The following is a 21,042-nucleotide window of genomic DNA, read 5'->3' as shown; positions in this document are numbered from 1 at the left end:
GTATTATTTACATACTTTTGTTTTACAATTCTTTTTATAACAAAAAACTTCCAGTATACTTAGTACACTAGAAGTTTTATTTTTTGTTTGAATCACTATAATATTCTATTTTTAATCTGGATCATTTATATTACAGTATATATCAGAAGTATTACCACTTTTCTTAGAATTTGTCTTTTCACCTTCTGATCTTACTTTAATCAGTTCTCCTACAATACTTACTGCAATTTCTTCTGGTGTTTCTGCTCCTATACTTGTACCTATTGGTGAGTAAACACTTCTAATTTCTTCTTTTGCATATCCCTGATTAAGTAATTGAGTAAAAATCTTATCTCTCTTACTCTTACTTCCTATCATGCCAATATATTTGGCATTACTGCGAAGTACCTGCTCTAGAACAACTCTATCATAAAGATGTCCCCTAGTCACAATCACTAAATAACTATCTTCATCAATATGTAAATTTGGTAATTTGTTAAATGAATCAATGACCATAAGTTCTGTAGGTTCTGAAAATCTGCTGCGATTAGCATACTCTTCACGATCATCTAATACTACTGTTCTAAAACCAACTGTTTCACTTAAAGGTGCAATTCTTTGAGATACATGCCCTGCCCCAAAAATATAAACTGTTCCTTCAGGACGTAAAGGTTCTACCAAAAAACGCTGATTATCTATTACTTCAGCATGTATTGATATTTTTGCTGGTCCAGCTATCAGTTTCTCTAATATATTTGGATCACAATCAACTTTACCAATAAGAGTTTTATCTGGTTTTACTATGCATTGTTGGCATCTCAAATTAGAAGTACCAGAGACATTATCTAGTACTGTAATAAACCATGCCTTTTCCCTCTTTTCCTGAATTTTTACTACTGTTTCATAAATTATTCGATTATTTTCATCCTGAGCATCTATAAAATCTATTAAAATCTCACCTTTACCGCCACAAATCATATCCATAGAAGCTACATCATTGTGAGTTAAATCAAAAGACTGCATTACAGTTTGTTTTAAAGACAGTGACTTTTTAGCAAGACCTATAGCATCAGCTTCTAAACGTCCTCCACCTATGGTTCCAATAATTGAACCGTCATTTCTAACTACCATCTTAGCACCAGCAGTACGTGGTGCCGAACCAGTTTTATCAAATATAGTCGCTATTACAAAACTTTCTTCTTTCTGTAAAAGTTTTACCACTTCTTTGTATATCTTTTCCATTTACATACCTCCATATTCCTTAAATATAAGATAAATTAGCGTTTTGAAACGTTTACTCTTAAATTTTATAACAAAATTTGTAATTATTCAACTTAAATCATTTTAGACTCTATAGCTCTGAAGTTAGTTTACCTTCCATATTTTTATAACTTTCAACGTAAAAATCGCCCATACGAGAAAAAACAATCTATATGTTACTTATAGATTGTTTTTTTAATATTTATTTCATTTTAAAAACTTTTTAGTAATTAAAACCTACTTTTATTGACTAACCCCGTGTAATTTAATATAATCTCCTCTAAAGTAAGTTATTCCAAACCCAATTGGCTTGTCTTTAACATCATTTAATTTTTGTTCTACAACAAATAGCGCAACCTCATCATACATTTTTAAAAGTTCTTTAATCTCTTCTCCAGGCATTTTAGCATACATTACAATTTCCTTATTTAAACTATAAAGAGAAGCCCTATTGGACATCATTTCTGGGAAAGTAGCATTTTCGATTTCATTTTCTATAATTGGAACTCCCTTTTGGTATACTAGATATTTTAAATCATAAGCCATAGGATCCCCTTGTGTATAAAACAATCTTCTAATTCTTATTATCTTTCTATTTTTACTTATACGAAGATTAGTTGCAAGTTTATCATCAGGCAAAACAACATCTACAGATAGAAGTTTTATGCGATCCACATCATTTATCAAATTGTTTCTCTCACTATAAAAAATAGTATATTTGTTGTAATTAGGCTTTTGTACAAAATATCCTTTTCCTGGTATAGAATATATGTATCCGTCATTGGATAAAATAGTAAGTCCCTTTCTAACCGTCATCCTGCTTGTACTATATTCACTGCATAAAGCTGTTTCAGAAGGCAAATCATCCCCTGTTTTAAGTTCGCCACTAATAATTTTATCACGTATATCATCAGCTATTTTACAATATATAGAGTTTTTCATTATTTACTACTCCTTATTAAATTTCATCTAATCCATATAAAACAATTTTAACATAATTATAATATTAGAATTATAAAACGTCATTGTCAATATTATAGACTTTCAAAAATTAAGTCATTAATAAACAGAGTCCTGAGCATACATAAAATTTAATTTCAAGTACACTTAAGACTCTATGATCCAGATGCATATTTGCCTCTTCTTCCCAAGTGATAGCTCAAGTAATCACTTTATTATCTAGAGATGGGGGTCTCAGAAATGGAAGTTTAAAACTAAATAATAATCTGGTAAATATAAGCTGTAATTTATTTACTAAAAAAATTACAGATATAAACTATATATTTTTTAATAAGGCAATAACCTGTATATACATGTTAGCATATGTATACCTCATGTTTTCATTATATATCAGTTATTTGTGTTTTGTCAACGTTTTTATTACAATTCCTACTACTTCCGATAATATATTTAAGTAAAATGTACGTTCCTTAATTCATATGTACTGTTTCATAATTAGTGTCGAAAAATAGCATTTATAAATAAAAAATATTGATTTATGTAAAAATATATGATATCATGAATATGTATTAAAAGGTTAATAAATATCCCCTATTTATCCACATGCTCCCCCATGTGGATTTTTTTTATACAAATTAAAAGTCTACCTATAAGTAGACTTTTAATTTGTATAAAAAACTTACTTTTTGTTTTTATTATGTTTTGCTCTATTTGGCTTAGCTTTAGGCTTTATCTTTATGTTCTTTTCTTTTTGTGAACCCTTTACATCATATATGGCACCGCTTCTTAAATCCACAAACCATAAAAATAAAACTAAAAATACAGCAGAAGATATGTATTGCCATACACTCCCATTTAAGTTATATCTAAAATAGGCCGCTATTATTGTAGGCAAGAAAAAAGCTGCTATAGACAATAAAAGAATTATCCATCTGTTTGGATGAAACTTGTATAAAATACGTATTTTTAATTGATTATATACAAATAAAAATATTATCGCAATAAATGCTACCTGTAATAGTACTTGTAACCATAAAGGCATTTGTTCTCCCCCCTTAGTTTGTCTATATATATTATTATATACTTTCTAACTTATATCAATACCTTTTCTATTTATTTGTCTGAAAACCTGTATGACAGTAAAATTTCTAAGCAAATAACTAAGAAGGCTGTCCATTTTAGACAGCCTTCTTTTAGAATATATATTTTTCTTTTCCTGGTTTTCTACTAAATACAGTCACATCATCAATTTCTTTTTGTTGACATACAAATCTAGTCATTCTTTCAACTCCAAAACCAGCTCCTGCTGTTTTAGGGAGTTCTCCTCTTTTTGCAAGCTCAATGTAGTTTCTAAGTAAACTTTCATCCATTTTAGCTTCTCTCATTCTTGTAATTATTCTATCATATTTATATTCTCTTTCTCCGCCACTTAATCCTTCTACATAACCCATAGGCCATATTAAATCATAGTTTCTATAAGTACCTCTGTTATCCAAATCTTCAGCATCATAGAATTCCCTCTTATGGTTTATTAACCAGAATGGTTGTGTTGCTTTTTGTGAGGCTATAGCTTCAAAATCATCTCCATATTTTGCTTTTAACTCTTGAGTTGTATGTCTCTCAAAAGGACCTGTTATATTTAAGTGAGATGTTCCTATTCCTAATTTTTCAAACTTGTCTTTACATTCTTCTTTTATATAGTCAAATACATATTTTACGAGACCTTCCATAAATTCAAATACTGTATTCATTGTACCATCTTTAAATTCAAAATCAACTTGAGTAAACTCAAATAAATGCCTCTTATCTCCTCTTTCTGGTAACTCTAATCTTACATTTGGAGATACAATATAAATTTTCTGTAAGTTTGGACTTGAAAGAGCTATTTGTTTATGAAATATCATGGACTTTGTTAAGTTAAATTCTTGTCCTTGATAAGTAATTGCACACTCTTCTACGCTATGGCAAAGTGGATCTGTTATAGGTGCCAGCATGTTAGGTAAAAGTCTAACTACTCCATTTTTATACATATAATCATCTACTGCCCTCAATATAGCTTGTTGTATACCAAGTATAGTAGGCAATTTTTCTCTTCTAATTTTTTCCATAGTTTCATCTAAAAGTTTTAATTCCTTTTCATCTTTCAATACATATGTTTTCATATATGTGGCCTCCCTAAACAATTTATATAAATTCTCAATGAATATCTTTTCTCTAGTTTCATTACCAATATAATAATACTTTTTTACGTATTTTGCAATATCATTAATTAATATTATGTTTTTTTGTAAATTTATCATTTTAATATACCTAAAATTAAAAATTCATAAATTATTAATTAATGATAAGGTTTACAATTATTAATTTATCAAAATTTCTGTTATAATGTTATTGTACACATACTAATTTAAAGTTTTCAGAAAAAATACGGATAACTTTAAAAGGAGGAATATAAATTGAGCTTAAAAATTAATGGTTTAGATGACTTAGACCTTCAAATTCTTGAAATTCTTTTGAAGGATTCAAGGACTCCTTTTCTAGAAATAGCTAGACAATGCCACGTAAGCGGTGGAACCATACATGTTAGAGTTAAAAAAATGGAGGACATGGACATAATAAAAGGTACTAAGCTTATAATCGACAATTCAAAAATTGGATTTGACGTATGTGGCTTTATAGGCATTTATTTAGATAAAGCTAAGTCTTTTAATAATTCACTAGATGAATTAAAACAAATAAAAGAAATCGTGGAAATCCATTATACAACAGGAGATTATTCTATATTTGTAAAGGTTCTATGTAAAAATATTACTGATTTACAAAATCTACTTATGAATAAAATTCAATCCGTAGATGGAGTTCAAAGAACTGATACAATAATATCTTTATTTCAACCTGTAGATAGAAGCATTGATATCGATGTTTTAGATGAATAACTTGTTATTTACCTTCTTTTTTCATTTTCATTTTCTTTTTATTTAAACTCATAAATTTTATAAAATATGCAAATAATACTTTTGTATAAAAATAAAAAGGAGATGTAATTATGAGAACATTAGATATAATTGCACTAACATTGGTTGTAATAGGTGCGTTAAATTGGGGACTAATTGGCTTTTTTAGATTTGATCTCGTAGCATCACTATTTGGAACAATGTCAACAGCTACTAGAGTAATATACGCACTTGTAGGACTAGGAGGGTTGTATGCACTTTCGTTTTTCGGAAATGAAAGAAGCACTGGGGATACAAAAGAAGTCAAATAATTATAAGCGTAAGTGGAAAACAATTATAAAAGTCTTCTACTTACGCCTTAATTTTACATACTATCTGAGATTTTTCTTAATTCCTCTATTTAATGTATTTTCATAATTTATAAATTCATATACATCATCTGAAAAAAGAGAGCTAAACTTTTTCAATTCGTCTACAGAAACATCTTCTATAGCCTTATCTCTTTCTTCACAATACAATACAATTTCACCAATTACTTTATGGGCATCTCTAAAAGCCATTCCTTTATTAACCAAGTAATCAGCCGCTTCTGTAGCATTTAAAAATCCTCTTTTAACAGCTTTAAATGTATTGTCTTTTTTGATTTTTAATGTGGAGAGCATACCACTCATAACTTTAAGACAGCTTAATACAGTATCTAAGGAGTTAAAAAACTGTTCTTTATCTTCCTGCATATCCTTATTGTAGGCAAGAGGAATGCCTTTCATTGTGGTAAGCAGTGACATGAGCGAACCGTATACTCTCCCTGTTTTGCCCCTTATGAGTTCTGCAGCATCGGGATTCTTTTTCTGGGGCATTATGCTGCTTCCTGTAGAAAATTCATCATCTATTTGTACAAAATCAAATTCTTTACTGCTCCATAATATAAGTTCTTCACTTAAACGGCTTAAGTGCATCATTATTATAGAAAAATTCGATAATAGCTCAAGGACATAATCCCTATCACTTACACCGTCTAAAAAGTTATCTACAGGCTTTTTAAAACCTAATTCTTTTGCAGTAAAACTTCTATCTATATTATAAGTTGTTCCAGCAAGAGCGCAGCATCCAAGTGGATTTTCATCCATAATTTCAACTGCATTTGATATTCTTGCCTTATCTCTTTTTAACATATTGTAATACGCCATTATGTGATGCTTAAAAGTTACAACTTGTGCCCTTTGAAGGTGTGTATACCCAGGCATCATTATATTGTTATTTTCTCCAAGATTTTTAATTACATCTTGAAGTTTCTCTATGTTCTTTATAACTTCTAATGCACTTTTTTTACAGTATAATCTAAAATCTACTGCTACTTGGTCATTTCTACTTCTAGCAGTATGAAGTTTCTTTCCTACCTGTCCTACTCTCTCTATTAAATTTACCTCTACAAAAGTGTGTATATCCTCATAATCTCCTTCTATTTTAAGTTTTCCATCTTCAATGTCACTTAAAATAGATTGCAGTCCTTTTAATATGGATTCTCCTTCTTCTTTAGATAGTATATTGCATTTGGAAAGCATTTTTACATGGGCCATACTTCCCTCTATATCTTCACTATAAAGAAGCTTATCAAAGCTAAGAGAACTATTAAAATCCTCCATAAGCTTGCTTTCAGATTTTTTAAATCTTCCTCCCCAGAGTTTCATATTAATTTTCCTTTTCCTTTTTTACTGCAGCTCTTATTTTAGAAGGTAAGCTGAAGATTTTAATAAATCCATCTGCATCTTTATGGTCATATAAATCACTTGCACCAAAAGAAGATATACTTTCATTAAATAGAGGATGTATAGCATCTATACTTGCTGGCATTATATTTCCTTTATATAACTTTAATTTTACTGTTCCTGTTACATTTTCCTGAGTAGACTCAACAAAAGCATCCAGTGCCTCTCTAAGGCTTCCAAACCAAAGTCCATCATATACGAGTTCACCATATCTTTGAGATACTAATTGTTTATAGTGAAAAGTATCCTTGTCTATAGTTAATCTTTCAAGAGCAGTATGTGCAGCATATAATATTGCTCCACCAGGAGTTTCATATACACCTCTGGATTTCATGCCAACCAGTCTGTTCTCCACCATATCAACTATTCCAATTCCATTTTCTCCACCTATTTTGTTTAGCTGTTCCATCATATCTAAAGGGCTTAATTCTTTTCCATTTAATCTTTTAGGTTCTCCTTTTTCAAAATAAAGCTCTATATATGTGTCTTCATCTTTCGCTTTTTCCGGTGTAGTAGTCATAAAGTACATACTTGTTTTATGCTCATTTCTTGGATCTTCCAAATCCCCACCTTCATGACTTACATGCCAGATGTTTTTATCATTTGAATATATTTTTTCCTTAGTTACAGGAACATCTACTCCCTTTGAATTTGCGTAATCTATAGCATCTTCTCTGGACTTTATGTCCCATATTCTCCAAGGTGCTATTATCTTTATTGTAGGATCAAAACTTGCTACCCCGACCTCAAAACGTACCTGATCGTTTCCCTTTCCTGTACATCCGTGAGCTATATATTTTGCTCCTTCTGCATGAGCTATTTCAACTAATCTCTTGGCCATAAGTGGTCTTGCAAGAGATGTACCTAAAAAATACGCGTCCTCATACAATATATTGGCCTTTACTGCCTTAAATAAATAATCTTTCACAAATTCTTCCTTTAAATCCTCAATATATACTTTAGAGGCCCCTGTTTTAATGGCTTTCTTTTCTACTTCTTCCATGTCATCATCTTGTCCTACATTTATACAAGCTGCAATAACCTCTAAGTCGTAATTTTCCTTTAACCAAGGAATAATAATTGATGTATCTAATCCTCCTGAATATGCTAACACAACTTTATCTTTCATGAATTCGCCCTCCATATATATTTAAATTTTAATAAATAGCTTAGACAAATAAAAGTATTTAAAATACTGACTTTTTATTTTAAAACTTTATTTAAAAATTCCTTAGTTCTATCTTCTTTTGGATGTGAAAATACTTCCTCTGGAGTCCCCTGCTCAACTATCTTTCCTCCATCCATAAATATAACCCTATCAGCTACTTCTCTGGCAAACCCCATTTCGTGAGTTACTACTACCATTGTCATACCTTCCTTAGCCAGATCCTTCATTACATTCAAAACTTCCCCCACAAGTTCAGGGTCTAAGGCTGATGTTGGTTCATCAAACAACATTATATCCGGATTCATTGCAAGAGCCCTTGCAATAGCAACCCTCTGCTGCTGTCCACCTGAGAGTTTAGATGGATAATATTCCATCTTATCTGCAAGTCCCACCTTACTTAAAAGTTGCTTAGCTCTTTGTAAAACCTCTGACTTTTTTTCTTTTTTTACAACTAGTGGAGCTTCCATAACATTTTGAACAGCTGTCATATGTGGAAATAAATTAAAATTTTGAAAAACCATTCCCATCTTTGTAGTTATTTTTCGAAGCATTTTTTTGTCCTTAGGGTTTAGCTTATCCCCTTCTATAACTATAGTTCCACTATCTAATTCCTCCAGATGGTTTAGACATCTTAAAAGTGTACTTTTTCCTGATCCCGAGGCCCCTATAACTACGAGGACCTCACCTCTCTTTACTTTCACATTTAAATCTTTAAAAACTAAAAGATTATTAAAACTCTTAGTTAAATTAGACGCTTCTATCATATATTCATTTTTATCTAAATTTTCGCCATTATTTAAAATAGCATTTTCCATAAATCAAACCTCCACTTAAAATTACTCTAATTTCTAACTGTAAATAGCCAATCTTCTTTCGAATATTCCAAATACAGTTGTAAATACAGTTGTCATTATAAGATACAATATTGCTGCAGTTAAAAATACAGATATTGGATCAAAGCTGCTTGCATATATCTGCTGAGCTGACCTCATAAGTTCAACCATAGCTATAGTAGATACCAATGAAGTATCCTTCAATATAGATATAAATTCATTTCCTACTGGTGGTATTATTATCTTCCAGGTTTGTGGTAAAATAATTTTCCTCATAGTCTCTACATAACTAAATCCAAGAGCTTTTGCTGCTTCAAATTGTCCTTTGTTTATAGACTGTATTCCACCTCTTATTATCTCAGCCATATATGCACCACAGTTTAAACCAAGTCCTAATATAGCTGCGGTAAAAGGAGTAAGTTCTATTCCAATAAAAGGTAATCCATAGTAGAAGAAAAATAGCTGCAGCAGTAAAGGAGTTCCTCTAAATATCCATGTATAGAAACTTGATACTAATTTTAATACGATATTTTTAGACAATTTCAGGAGTGCCAAAAATACTCCAAGCATAGTTCCTAATATCAAGGTGATTACTGTAAGTTCAATTGTCATTACGCTACCCTTTAATAAAATAGGTAATATATTTTTAATAAACTCTATATTCACTTACTTTACCCACTTTCTTTTTGCATATACTATTTATATATATCTTCTCCAAACCATTTAGTAGAGATTTTAGACATTGTTCCATCCTTTTTTAACTCATCTAATGCTTTTTGTACTGCTGTCTCAAGTTCCTTGTCTCCCTTTTTAAATCCTACTCCCATAGGTTCATTAGTAAGTTTTTCATTAAGTACTGTATATTTTCCTTTCTTGTCAGGACTAGATATATAATATTTTCCAACTGGTTCATCTACTATAACCGCATCAATTCTTCCTATTAATAAATCCTGAAGTTCTTCTGTAGTCTTATCATATTTTTTAACTTCTTTTATACCTTGTAACGTTTGAACAACTTTTTCACTAGTTGTACCAAGTCCTACTCCTACTTTCTTTCCAGCTAAATCTTTTGAAGTCTTAATTGCTTCATTTCCGCTTTTAGTAACTATAATTTGTGCATTTTGTATATAAGGCTGTGAAAAATCTATTTGCTTTTTTCTCTTTTCATCAATACTAAGTCCTGATATTATAACATCAAATTTTCCAGAGTTAAGTGCTAAAATTATTCCATTAAATTCAGTACCTACAAATTGAGTCTTTACTCCCAGCTTTTTGCCTATAGCGTTTGCCATATCTATATCAAAACCTTTAAGTACGTTTTGGTTATCTCTAAATTCCATTGGTGGAAAAGAATCTTCAAGTCCTACCTTTAGAACTCCTGCTTTTTTTACCCTCTCTAAAGCATTCTGTCCTTTTTGTTCATCTCCGCTATTACTGTTACTGCTCCCACATCCTGCAAATAAAGCAGCTGCAAAAACAATTGTCAACATTACAATTATTGTCTTTTTTAACTTCTTCATTTTTTTTCCCCTTTTCTATAATTATTATTTTTAACTCCTTAGGTTAAATATATAAATAATTATACATTTAATATTATAATTATTCAATACCTTTTTTGTTTTTTCTATACTATTTTTATTCTGTACTTATACATATTTCTCTGTTTATTCAAAAATAAAAGAGGCTGCTTCAATAGCAACTTCTTACATTGCTTTGAACAGAGCCCCTGTTTATTACATATTCCTGTACTTTTCCATAGTCCCCTTAAACAATTCTGCCGTAGAAGGAGGACTATATGAAATAGCGTTTGCACCTGCTTCTATCGTTTCCTCTATACTTTCCTTAGTCCTTCCCCCTGTAGCTATAATCGGAATATCCTTATATTTTTCTCTTATTTTTCTCACAAGAGAAGCACTATTCTTACCCGCAGATACATTTAATATGGAAGTTCCCGATTCCATTCTCTTTTGAATATCATCTCTTTCAGATACTACTGTAACTATAATAGGAATGTCAATAGCCTCTCTAACAGCTCTTACAATTTCATTAGATGTAGGACTATTTAACACTACCCCCATAGCTCCAGTAAATTCAGCATTTAATGCTAAGTTTACAACCCTTTTTCCTGTGGTAAGTCCACCCCCTACACCGCAAAATATGGGTACATCAGAAGCTGTAACTAATGACTCTGTTATAACTGATTGGGGTGTAAAAGGATAAACTGCTAAAATTGCATCTGCATCTATATTTTTTATAACTGCTATATCCGTAGTAAATGCAAAAGATTTTATTCTTTTTCCAAAAACTATTATGCCGCTGGCCTCCCTTATTACACCAGGGAAATTTATCATATGCCCTCTAAGTACTCCTCTTATCTCTGGTACATATTTAACATCTTTTTTATTAATCTTCTCACCCATTTTTATATCTCCCAAAATCTATTTTGATATTGTCTCTCTTACATATTATTGTATATTAAACACATTAAATATTCCATAAAAATTATTTTTATCCGATGACTACCTGCTCTAATACTTCCACTTCTCCAAGTGGGAGTAAAGAGCAGCTATGTCCCTGGATAACGATTTCTAAGCATTAGGTGGAGTCAAAACTCCATCTGATGCCAAGAACTCTGTTTATCCTAAACTGAAAATAATTCTTCTGCTATCTTTACAGTTTCTCTAGCATCCTTAGCATAATAATCTGCACCTATCATATCTGCATAATTTTGATTTAATACTGCTCCACCTACTACAACTTTACATTGAAGCCCCTTATCTCTTATAGCATCTATAGTCTTTTTCATATTACTTACGGTGGTTGTCATAAGTGCACTGAGTCCTACTAACTTTACGTTATTTTTTATTATAGCATCTACTACTTCACTAATATCTACATCTCTTCCCAAATCTATAACTTCAAATCCATAATTCTCCAAAAGCACTTTAACTATATTTTTTCCTATATCATGTATATCTCCTTTAACAGTAGCAAGTATTATTTTTCCCCTGGATATCTTATTTTCGCCACTTTTAAGCATATCTTTCTTTATTATTTCAAAAGCTTGTTTTACAGTTTCAGCTGATTGTATTAACTGTGGTAAAAATATATCCTTGTTCTCATATTGTACACCTACCTCATCTAACGCTGGAATTATATAAGAATTTACTATATCTACTGCCTTCTTACTTTTCAAAAGCTTACAAGTTAACTCTACTGCTTCCTCTTCCATTCCATCAATAATGGTCTGTTTTAGATTTTTATCATTTTCACCTGAATTAGGAATATCGCTTCCCCATTTTGCTTTTTCACCTTCAGATTTACCGCTATATTTTTTTACATATTCCTTTCCTTCTTTATCTATGTTTGTTAAAACCTCAAAAGCTGAAATAATATCTTTCACGCCTTTGTCTGCTGTATTTATTATTGGCAAGTCAAGTCCTGCCTGAAGAGCAAGTGCAAGAAAAGTTCTATTTAATATACATCTTCTAGGTAGTCCATAGGATATATTACTTACACCAAGAGTAGTCTTTACTCCAAATTGTTCCTTTAGAATCTTTATGGCCTTTATTGTCTCAAGCACTTCCTTTTGTTGAGCAGATGCAGTTAGCGTAAGACAATCAACTATTATATCCTTTCTCTTGATTCCATAGTTTTCGGCAGTTTTGATTATCTTTTCTGCAATCTTTACCCTACCCTCTGCAGTATCAGGTATTCCATTTTCGTCTATAGTTAAGGCTATAACACAGCCTCCATACTTCTTTACTATTGGAAATACTTCTTCCATGCACTTTTTTCTACCATTTACTGAATTTATTATAGGTTTACCGTTATAAACTCTAACTCCAGCCTCTAACACTTTAGGATTTGGACTGTCTATATCTATAGGTAATTGTACTACTTTTTGTATTGCTTTTACTGCTTCTTTCATAGTTTGAACTTCATTAATCTCAGGTAGTCCTACATTAAGCCCAAGTATATGTGCTCCTTCTTCTTTTTGCTTCACTGCTTCTTTCTGTATAAAATTTACCTTTCCTTCCTTAAGCTCTTTCTTATAAATATCTCTACCTGTAGGATTAATTCTCTCCCCTATAAATTTTATCCTATTACCTAGGAACACAGTATCCCTGGCTGAACACACTGTGGTATAATTTTTTTCTTTTATATCTAAAGGTACTATATTTTTCAAACTTTTTACCATAGTTTTTATAAATTCAGGACTTGTTCCACAACATCCTCCAAAAAACCTAACTCCTTTTTTTGCCATAATCACTACATTTTCTGCAAATTCATCTGAAGTTATATCATAAATCGTATTTTCGCCATCATACTTTGGGAGTCCTGCATTAGGCTGAACTATAACGGGTATAGAAGAATACTTTAAGATTTCATCTACAATATCTTGCAATTCTCCCGGTCCCAAGGAACAATTCACTCCAAGGGCATCCACCCCCAACGATTCAAGCACAAATACCATAGTTTTTGGATCTGTTCCCATTAGAGTTCTTCCATCCTGCTGGAAAGTCATTGTACAAAATATTGGAAGAGAACTATTTTCTTTTGCCGCAAGAATAGCTGCCTTTGCTTCGTACAAATCAGACATAGTTTCTATTAGAATTATATCTGCTCCCGCTTTTTCCCCTATAATTACTTGACTTTTAAATAATTCATATGCAGATTCAAAACTTAAACTTCCTGTAGGCTCCATAACTTGTCCTGTAGGTCCTATATCAAGTGCTACTAATTTATCCTTTGCCTCTTCCTTTGCAATTTTTACTCCAGCTGTAATTACATCTTTTATTGTATAATCAGAAGAACTATACTTAAGTTCATTAGCACCAAAAGTATTTGTTATTATGATATCTGATCCTGCGTTTAAATATTCCCTATGTACTTTTCTTATAATCTCTGAATTTGTTATATTTAATGTTTCTGGAAGTTCACCTACTTTAAGTCCTGCTCTTTGAAGCATGGTTCCCATAGCTCCATCAAAAAAAACAAATTTGTTACTAAACTTATTTAATAAATCTTTAAATAACATTTGCTGCACTCCTTTTTCAAATACAAGTTTCATGTTCAAATTATTTAATCCATTACTTCTTGTATAAAATTTTAAACTTTAAACAAATTTTATACAATACATCTAAATTATTTAATATTGTATAAATATACAATAATATTATTTAGAATTAATATTTATTTACTCAGCTTTCGCTCACTAACTATTAATTTTTCATTTTTAACTATTAACTAAAAAAGCTGCCCTTCAATCAGAAAAGCAGCTTTAAATTTGACAAAATCAACTTTCCTTATCTTTCAGAATTCGTTTTATTCTGCAGGAATTAGCACCGATGCACTTTAGTGCCGGTTGTTGGGTTTCACTGGGCCAGTCCCTCCACCTCTCGTGATAAAAGTGCTTTAATATTAATACTTTAACTATCAATTGTCAATACTATTTACATGACTATTTTACTATAATTCGTAATATCAATGAATCTTACTTAGTGGGAAAAGCAGATATCTCAAATCTTTGATTTGATGATAGTCGCTTTCACAGAGCGCGTGGGAGTATTACAGTAGGTAGCCATCAGATAAAATTTTCTAAATATTTTTTTATTTTTCTATTGACAAACCTTATCTATGTCTGGTATGATTTTCTCAATCGAATACGGAACTTCTTATCCAGAGTGGCAGAGGGACTGGCCCTATGATGCCCGGCAACCTGAATGATCATTTTCATTCAACGGTGCTAATTCCAGCAGGTGTTAACCTGAAAGATGAGAAGCATGAAGATAGAATCTTCTTGTAACTTATCTTACAAGAAGATTTTTTTATTCTGCCAGGTTATAGAAGTTTCGCTCAAAATATTAAAAGGTATTAGGAGGACGAAAAAATGAGTGAAGAAAGAAAATTAGGATTTGAAACATTACAAGTACATGCAGGCCAGGTGCCTGACCCAACTACAGGTGCAAGAGCAGTTCCAATTTACCAGACTACATCCTTTGTATTTAAAGATGCCGATGAAGCCGCAGACTTTTTCCAGCTTAAAAAACCAGGAAATGTTTATGCCAGAATAATGAACCCAACAGAAGACGTATTTGAACAAAGAGTAGCAGCCCTTGAAGGCGGCAGCGCAGGCCTTGCTACATCTTCCGGACTTGCAGCAATACTTTACGCTGTATTAAATGTAGCAAGTGCAGGAGACAATATAGTTGCAGCTAGCACACTTTATGGTGGAACTTATGAATTGTTTTCAGTAACCTTGAAAAAGTTAGGAATTGATGTAACTTTTGTAGATCCCGATGACCCTGAAAACATCAGAAAAGCTATTACAGATAAAACTAAAGCAGTTTATGCAGAAACAATAGGTAACCCTAGAATCAATGTTTTGGATATAGAAGCTGTAGCAAACATAGCCCATGAAAACAAAATTCCTCTTATTATAGATAATACTTTTGGAACTCCTTATCTAGTAAGACCTATAGAATATGGTGCAGACGTAGTTGTTCATTCTGCAACTAAATTTATAGGTGGTCACGGGACTACTTTAGGCGGAATTATAGTAGATGGTGGAAAATTTGACTGGGCAGCAAGCGGAAAATTTCCTGACTTTACAACACCTGATGAAAGCTATAATGGGCTTGTATATGCAGATCTTGGACCTACAGCTTTTGCTACAAAAGCCAGAGTACAACTTTTAAGAAACACAGGCGCAACACTAAGTCCACAAAGTGCTTTTTATTTCTTACTTGGACTTGAATCACTTTCTCTTAGAGTAGAGAGACATGTAGAAAATACACGAAAAGTAGTTGAATTTTTAAGTAAACATCCAAAAGTTGCATGGGTAAACTATCCTGAACTTGATGGAAGTCCATACAAAGAATTAGCTAAGAAATACCTTCCAAAAGGGGCAGGTTCAATATTTACCTTTGGAATAAAAGGTGGATCTGAAGCAGGAAAGAAATTTATAAACAGCGTTAAATTGTTCTCCTTACTTGCAAATGTAGCAGATGCAAAATCATTAGTAATTCACCCTGCAAGTACAACTCATGCAGAGTTAAATGAAGAACAACAAAAAGCTGCTGGAGTTACTCCAGACCTTATAAGGCTTTCAATAGGTGTGGAAAATATTGATGACATTATATACGATTTGGATCAGGCTCTTGCAAAAGCTTGATAAATTAATTTAATTTGACTCCCATAATTTTTATATTATTTTAACCCATAAATAATGGGCTGACTACTAATTAATTAGTATGTCAGCCCTATGTATGATTTTAAATAGTTGAAAGTTGACAATTATCCACTATCAACTTTCAACTAAAAAAATTAAGTATACTTAATTACAATTTTCAATTTTCTCTATAATAGCTTTAGTAAATACAGTAGTAGTAGCATTTCCTCCTAAATCCTCTGTTAAATATTTACCTTCTCTAAGTACAGATTCTATAGCTATCTCAATTTTATTTGCCGCTTCTGTTTCACCTAAATAGTTAAGCATCATAACTCCCGAAAGTATTATAGCCGTTGGATTTGCTTTATTCTGTCCTGCAATATCCGGAGCCGAACCATGGGCAGCTTCAAACACTGCTGCATCTTCTCCTATATTAGCCCCTGGTACTAATCCAAGCCCGCCTATAAGTCCTGATGCCATATCTGATAAAATATCTCCATATAAATTAGGCATAACAAGTACATCATAGTCCTCTGGATTGAGTACAAGTTTCATACTCATAGCATCTACTATTACACTTTCAAATTGAATACCTTTATATTTTTCCGCTACTTTTTCAGCTGTTTTTAAAAAAAGTCCATCTGAAAGTTTCATTATATTAGCCTTGTGAACTGCCGTAACTTTCTTTCTTCCATTTTTAATTGCATACTGAAAAGCTGCCTCTACTATTCTTTCACTTGCCTTTTTAGATATTATTTTAACGCTTTCTGCTATTTCATCATTTATCATATGCTCAATCCCTGCATACAAATCTTCTGTATTTTCTCTAAATATTACAAGATCCACATTATCATATCTACATTTTACTCCAGAATAAGTTTTTATAGGCCTTATGTTTGCATATAGATTTAATTTTTTTCTAAGAGTTACATTGACACTTTTAAATCCTTTTCCAACAGGGGTAGTAACTGGTGCTTTAAGTGCTACTTTATTTTTCTTTATACTTTCTATAATATTATCTGGTATTGGTGTACCATATTTATCCAAAATTGAAGCTCCAGCCTCAAGTATTTCCCAGTCAATATCTGCCCCACTCTTATTTATAACTTTTTTTACAGCTTCACAAATTTCTGGTCCTATACCATCACCTTTAATAAGAGTAACTTTATGCGTCATTTTTAATCCTCCAATAATCACTTGTTATTTTCTTTCATCATATTTAAAAGTCCACCAAACTTTATCATATCTCTCTGTCTGTCCGTAACATTAAATACCATTTTGTATTCTTCATTTCTATTCTTATTTTTCACAGTAACTACATCATTCTTAATTTGTTTTAAAGTATCTTCTATAACCAGTTCATCCATAACATCTATCTTGTCATAATCATCTTCATTTTCAAAAACTAAAGGTATTATTCCATTATTTATTAAATTTGCCCTATGAATTCTAGCAAAAGATTTAGCAAGAACTGCCTTTACTCCAAGATAAAGAGGAGCAAGTGCAGCATGTTCCCTACTGGAACCCTGACCATAGTTACTTCCAGCTACAATAATTCCTCCTCCATTTTCCTTTGCTTTTTTAGGAAAATCTTCATCACAAGGAGTCAAGCAGTATTCAGCTAAATGAGGTATGTTTGACCTATAAGGAAGCAATTTTGCATTTGACGGCATTATATGGTCCGTAGTTATATTATCTCCAACTTTTGTAAGTACTTTGCCACAAGTTATATTCTCACAAGACTTTGCCTTTGGAAAAGGCTTTATATTAGGGCCTCTAACTACCTTAATGTTATCTCCTGTTTCATCAGGAGGAGCAATCATATTATCTTCTACAAGAAATTCATCTGGCATCTCAATATAAATAGGTTCTCCCAGTTCTCTTGGATCTGCAATATAGCCTTTTATTGCAGATGCAGCTGCAATTTCAGGACTTACAAGATAAATTTTAGCTGATCTTGTTCCAGATCTTCCTTCAAAATTTCTATTAAACGTTCTAAGTGATACTGCATCTGTAGATGGTGACTGTCCCATACCTATACAAGGTCCACAGGCACTTTCAAGTATTCTAGCCCCTGACCCTACCATAGATGCAAGTCCTCCATTTTGAGCAATCATGTTTAAAACCTGCTTTGAACCCGGTGATATAGTAAGTGATACATTTTCATTAACTGTTTTTCCCTTTAATATATGTGCAACCTTCATCATATCTACAAAAGAAGAATTAGTACAACTTCCTATACATACCTGATTTACTTTAACATCTTTAAGCTGGGATACTGGTACAACTTTATCTGGACTATGCGGACAGGCTACCATAGGCTCAAGAGTAGATAAATTTATTTCCATTTCTTCATCATAAACTGCATCTGCATCCGGCTGAACATACGAAAAATCCTTTACCCTTCCCTGGGCTTTTAAGAAATCGCGTACTGTATCATCACTTGGGAATATGGAAGTAGTAGCTCCAAGTTCTGCTCCCATATTTGTTATTGTCGCTCTTTCGGGTACAGATAAAGTTTTCACTCCTTCTCCCACATACTCAAATATCTTCCCTACTCCACCTTTAACTGTGCATCTTCTAAGCATTTCTAAAATAATGTCTTTTGCTGTAACCCAGGGACTTAACTTACCCCTCAAGTTAACTTTTACTATCTTAGGCATATTTATATAATATTCTCCACCGCCCATAGCTACTGCTACATCTAATCCACCAGCACCAATGGCAAGCATTCCTATACCTCCGCCTGTAGGTGTATGACTGTCTGAACCCAAAAGGGTATCCCCAGGCACTCCAAATCTTTCAAGATTAACTTGATGGCATATTCCATTTCCAGGTCTTGAAAAATATATGCCATGTTTTTTTGCCACAGTCTGAATGTAAAGATGATCATCTGCATTTTCTGGACCTGATTGAAGTATATTGTGATCTATATAAGCTACAGATTTTTTAGTTTTCACTCTATTTATTCCAAGTGCTTCAAATTGAAGATAAGCCATAGTTCCAGTTGAATCCTGGGTAAGTGTTCTATCTATTTTTATAGCTATTTCCTCTCCTACTATCATTTTACCTTTAACCAAATGATTTTTTATAATTTTTTGTGATGCATTTAATCCCATTGTTATCCTCCATTATATAGTTGTAGATAAACTTTCAACTTATAATCAATTGAATTTATTATATAAATCTTGTATCTACTCTAGCTAGCTCTTTCTTCTTTTTTTTGTGAAATATCTGGCAGCATCTTATCAACTAATAATTCTAGTTCATCATTTCCTATTATGCTAGTTCTTCCTGCTTTATATTGTTCATCCACCCATTCTTTAATTTTAGCAATTCTAGTATCCCATTTATCAATTTTTTCTTCATCTTTTAATCTATAATAGGTATTAATCCAGGCTGCAATTCCAGCGTGACCGGAATATTGATTTACAGCTACTACAACTGGCCTTCCTAAAATTTTATCCGTATCAAATATATTATAGATTTCTTCATCTTTTAATATTCCATCTGCATGTATTCCAGCTCTAGTTACATTAAATTCTTTTCCCACAAAAGGGGTTCTAGGTGGAACTGCATATTCCATTTCTTTTTTAAAATACTCTGATAATTCCGTTATAACCTCAAGTTTCATATTTTTAGTATTTCCTTTTATCTGTCCATATTCAAATATCATAGCTTCTAGTGGGCAGTTTCCTGTTCTCTCTCCAATTCCTAAAAATGAAGTATTTACAGCTGATGCACCATATAGCCAAGCTGTTGTAGAATTATTTACTACTGCATAAAAATCATTGTGTCCATGCCATTCTATACATTCTGAAGGAACACCACAATTGTTCCTAAGACCATACATAATAGCCTGTACGCTTCTTGGTAATTCCACTCCACTATAAGATACTCCTAGTCCAAGGGTATCACAGGCTCTTATTTTTATAGGAATACCTGATTGTTTCGATAATTCCATTAACTTATTTACAAGTGGAACTACAAATCCATAAAAATCAGCCCTGGTTATATCTTCTAGATGACATCTTGGACGAATTCCATTATCCAAAGCTTCTTTAACTATACCTAAATACATATCCATAGTTTCTTTTCTAGTCTTTCTCAACTTTTTAAATATATGATAATCTGAACAAGACATAAGCATTCCCGTTTCTTTAATTCCCATTTGTTTTACCAACTTAAAATCTTCTTTATTAGCCCTTATCCATGAAGTAACCTCCGGGAATTCATATCCTCTTTCCATACATACTTGAGCAGCTTTCCTATCCTTCTCTGTGTATAAAAAAAATTCCGTCTGTTTTATTATTCCCGAATTATTATCCAAATTATGAAGATAATCAAAAATTCTAATTATCTGTTCTGTAGTATACGGAGGCATTGACTGCTGGCCATCTCTAAATGTAGTATCCGTAATATATATATTTTCAGGTAAGTCTTTAGGTATTTGTACTCCATTAAAATTTATTTTTGGAATTTCATCATAGGGAAATATATTTTTATAAAAATTGGGACTATCTACATTATTTAATTTATATTCATAGGAACTTTTTTTCATTTAATTCATCTCCTCGGATTAATATTGGACCTATCTTTTAAAATGGCTTTTTGAATTATTTTATACATTATATTTCATATATGAATTTTGCGTTTATTTTTTGTAATCTATATTTATGTACTGTTTTTGAATATTTATAAGCATATTCATGGCTTATTAGTACCATTTCTATAATAAATATGCTTATATTGTATCACTTTTATTATTGATAAGCAAATATTTATTTGTTATTTTTGACGCAATTTTATGTAACGTATTCATTATGGGTCTTTTATAATACATAATAGGATTTTTAAATCAAATATTGGCTCTATACTAATTTGAAGTACTGTATATGTTATAATAAATGTTGTATTATCATGAACTCATAATTAGAATTTTCAAGGA

At 31.7% G+C, this 21,042-nt stretch carries 17 protein-coding genes and 2 riboswitches; of the genes, 3 read left to right on the top strand and 14 right to left on the bottom strand.

Annotated features, from left to right (window positions below):
* Positions 1-111 precede the first annotated feature (111 nt).
* From CLJU_RS03330 to CLJU_RS03315, 4 genes are all read right to left on the bottom strand, one after another.
* Positions 112-1,221 carry an XdhC family aldehyde oxidoreductase maturation factor gene (locus CLJU_RS03330; RefSeq protein WP_013237347.1) on the bottom strand — a complete coding sequence of 370 codons (1,110 nt, stop codon included), beginning with the start codon at positions 1,219-1,221 and terminating at the stop codon, positions 112-114.
* A 261-nt stretch (positions 1,222-1,482) separates the two neighbouring features.
* Complete coding sequence (locus tag CLJU_RS03325) at positions 1,483-2,181, bottom strand: GntR family transcriptional regulator (RefSeq protein ID WP_013237346.1); 699 nt, start codon at positions 2,179-2,181, stop codon at positions 1,483-1,485.
* Positions 2,182-2,878: 697 nt separating this feature from the next.
* Positions 2,879-3,241: a hypothetical protein gene (locus tag CLJU_RS03320; RefSeq protein ID WP_013237345.1), complete on the bottom strand. Its 363-nt coding sequence runs from the start codon at positions 3,239-3,241 to the stop codon at positions 2,879-2,881.
* Positions 3,242-3,392: 151 nt separating this feature from the next.
* Positions 3,393-4,361: an asparagine synthetase A gene (locus CLJU_RS03315; RefSeq protein WP_013237344.1), complete on the bottom strand. Its 969-nt coding sequence runs from the start codon at positions 4,359-4,361 to the stop codon at positions 3,393-3,395.
* Positions 4,362-4,655: 294 nt separating this feature from the next.
* Between CLJU_RS03315 and CLJU_RS03310 the strand changes: the two genes are divergently transcribed.
* Together CLJU_RS03310 and CLJU_RS03305 are read left to right on the top strand one after the other, a co-directional pair.
* On the top strand, positions 4,656-5,135 hold the full coding sequence (locus CLJU_RS03310; RefSeq protein WP_013237343.1) for an Lrp/AsnC ligand binding domain-containing protein: 480 nt from the start codon (positions 4,656-4,658) through the stop codon (positions 5,133-5,135).
* 110 nt (positions 5,136-5,245) lie between these two features.
* Positions 5,246-5,464, top strand: a complete 219-nt coding sequence (locus CLJU_RS03305; RefSeq protein ID WP_013237342.1) for a DUF378 domain-containing protein — start codon at positions 5,246-5,248, stop codon at positions 5,462-5,464.
* Positions 5,465-5,524: 60 nt separating this feature from the next.
* On the opposite strand, the gene argH is transcribed toward CLJU_RS03305, so the two are convergent.
* The 7 genes from argH to CLJU_RS03270 form a co-directional block, all read right to left on the bottom strand.
* Positions 5,525-6,841 (bottom strand): argininosuccinate lyase, encoded by a 1,317-nt coding sequence (gene argH / locus CLJU_RS03300; protein WP_013237341.1) that lies wholly within the window; start codon positions 6,839-6,841, stop codon positions 5,525-5,527.
* A 1-nt stretch (position 6,842) separates the two neighbouring features.
* Positions 6,843-8,048: an argininosuccinate synthase gene (locus CLJU_RS03295; RefSeq protein ID WP_013237340.1), complete on the bottom strand. Its 1,206-nt coding sequence runs from the start codon at positions 8,046-8,048 to the stop codon at positions 6,843-6,845.
* A gap of 74 nt (positions 8,049-8,122) precedes the next feature.
* The gene (locus tag CLJU_RS03290; RefSeq protein WP_013237339.1) at positions 8,123-8,902 is read right to left on the bottom strand and encodes an amino acid ABC transporter ATP-binding protein; all 780 of its coding nucleotides are present in this window, start codon (positions 8,900-8,902) and stop codon (positions 8,123-8,125) included.
* Between the two features lie 33 nt (positions 8,903-8,935).
* Positions 8,936-9,586, bottom strand: a complete 651-nt coding sequence (gene ehuC / locus CLJU_RS03285) for an ectoine/hydroxyectoine ABC transporter permease subunit EhuC (RefSeq protein ID WP_023162835.1) — start codon at positions 9,584-9,586, stop codon at positions 8,936-8,938.
* Positions 9,587-9,615: 29 nt separating this feature from the next.
* Positions 9,616-10,440 (bottom strand): ABC transporter substrate-binding protein, encoded by an 825-nt coding sequence (locus CLJU_RS03280; protein WP_013237337.1) that lies wholly within the window; start codon positions 10,438-10,440, stop codon positions 9,616-9,618.
* A gap of 213 nt (positions 10,441-10,653) precedes the next feature.
* Positions 10,654-11,340: a beta/alpha barrel domain-containing protein gene (locus tag CLJU_RS03275; protein WP_013237336.1), complete on the bottom strand. Its 687-nt coding sequence runs from the start codon at positions 11,338-11,340 to the stop codon at positions 10,654-10,656.
* A gap of 221 nt (positions 11,341-11,561) precedes the next feature.
* A complete protein-coding gene (locus CLJU_RS03270; protein WP_013237335.1) occupies positions 11,562-13,961 on the bottom strand; it encodes a homocysteine S-methyltransferase family protein in 2,400 nt (799 codons plus the stop codon).
* Between the two features lie 265 nt (positions 13,962-14,226).
* A riboswitch (SAM riboswitch) is annotated at positions 14,227-14,334 on the bottom strand.
* Between the two features lie 261 nt (positions 14,335-14,595).
* Positions 14,596-14,704, top strand: a riboswitch (SAM riboswitch).
* Between the two features lie 109 nt (positions 14,705-14,813).
* Between CLJU_RS03270 and CLJU_RS03265 the strand changes: the two genes are divergently transcribed.
* Entirely contained in the window at positions 14,814-16,097 is a 1,284-nt protein-coding gene (locus CLJU_RS03265; RefSeq protein WP_013237334.1) for an O-acetylhomoserine aminocarboxypropyltransferase/cysteine synthase family protein, read from the top strand.
* Between the two features lie 162 nt (positions 16,098-16,259).
* Here the strand turns inward: CLJU_RS03265 and CLJU_RS03260 are convergent, their stop codons facing one another.
* The 3 genes from CLJU_RS03260 to CLJU_RS03250 form a co-directional block, all read right to left on the bottom strand.
* The gene (locus CLJU_RS03260; RefSeq protein ID WP_013237333.1) at positions 16,260-17,270 is read right to left on the bottom strand and encodes an isocitrate/isopropylmalate dehydrogenase family protein; all 1,011 of its coding nucleotides are present in this window, start codon (positions 17,268-17,270) and stop codon (positions 16,260-16,262) included.
* A gap of 17 nt (positions 17,271-17,287) precedes the next feature.
* Positions 17,288-19,213 (bottom strand): aconitate hydratase, encoded by a 1,926-nt coding sequence (locus CLJU_RS03255; RefSeq protein WP_013237332.1) that lies wholly within the window; start codon positions 19,211-19,213, stop codon positions 17,288-17,290.
* Between the two features lie 80 nt (positions 19,214-19,293).
* Positions 19,294-20,655: a beta/alpha barrel domain-containing protein gene (locus CLJU_RS03250; RefSeq protein ID WP_013237331.1), complete on the bottom strand. Its 1,362-nt coding sequence runs from the start codon at positions 20,653-20,655 to the stop codon at positions 19,294-19,296.
* Positions 20,656-21,042: the final 387 nt, after the last annotated feature.

Origin of the sequence: Clostridium ljungdahlii DSM 13528 (assembly GCF_000143685.1) — a bacterium.
Lineage (GTDB): Bacteria > Bacillota > Clostridia > Clostridiales > Clostridiaceae > Clostridium_B > Clostridium_B ljungdahlii.
Note: the sequence above shows the minus strand (reverse complement) of the source record. Positions and strands in the feature narration are given on the sequence as shown.

Bases quoted from the DNA above. Each gene is read 5' to 3' on its own strand.
- CLJU_RS03330 (WP_013237347.1), bottom strand. From the start codon at position 1,221: ATGGAAAAGATATACAAAGAAGTGGTAAAACTTTTACAGAAAGAAGAA.
- CLJU_RS03325 (WP_013237346.1), bottom strand. From the start codon at position 2,181: ATGAAAAACTCTATATATTGTAAAATAGCTGATGATATACGTGATAAA.
- CLJU_RS03320 (WP_013237345.1), bottom strand. From the start codon at position 3,241: ATGCCTTTATGGTTACAAGTACTATTACAGGTAGCATTTATTGCGATA.
- CLJU_RS03315 (WP_013237344.1), bottom strand. From the start codon at position 4,361: ATGAAAACATATGTATTGAAAGATGAAAAGGAATTAAAACTTTTAGAT.
- CLJU_RS03305 (WP_013237342.1), top strand. From the start codon at position 5,246: ATGAGAACATTAGATATAATTGCACTAACATTGGTTGTAATAGGTGCG.
- argH (WP_013237341.1), bottom strand. From the start codon at position 6,841: ATGAAACTCTGGGGAGGAAGATTTAAAAAATCTGAAAGCAAGCTTATG.
- CLJU_RS03295 (WP_013237340.1), bottom strand. From the start codon at position 8,048: ATGAAAGATAAAGTTGTGTTAGCATATTCAGGAGGATTAGATACATCA.
- CLJU_RS03290 (WP_013237339.1), bottom strand. From the start codon at position 8,902: ATGGAAAATGCTATTTTAAATAATGGCGAAAATTTAGATAAAAATGAA.
- CLJU_RS03280 (WP_013237337.1), bottom strand. From the start codon at position 10,440: ATGAAGAAGTTAAAAAAGACAATAATTGTAATGTTGACAATTGTTTTT.
- CLJU_RS03275 (WP_013237336.1), bottom strand. From the start codon at position 11,340: ATGGGTGAGAAGATTAATAAAAAAGATGTTAAATATGTACCAGAGATA.
- CLJU_RS03270 (WP_013237335.1), bottom strand. From the start codon at position 13,961: ATGTTATTTAAAGATTTATTAAATAAGTTTAGTAACAAATTTGTTTTT.
- CLJU_RS03265 (WP_013237334.1), top strand. From the start codon at position 14,814: ATGAGTGAAGAAAGAAAATTAGGATTTGAAACATTACAAGTACATGCA.
- CLJU_RS03260 (WP_013237333.1), bottom strand. From the start codon at position 17,270: ATGACGCATAAAGTTACTCTTATTAAAGGTGATGGTATAGGACCAGAA.
- CLJU_RS03255 (WP_013237332.1), bottom strand. From the start codon at position 19,213: ATGGGATTAAATGCATCACAAAAAATTATAAAAAATCATTTGGTTAAA.
- CLJU_RS03250 (WP_013237331.1), bottom strand. From the start codon at position 20,655: ATGAAAAAAAGTTCCTATGAATATAAATTAAATAATGTAGATAGTCCC.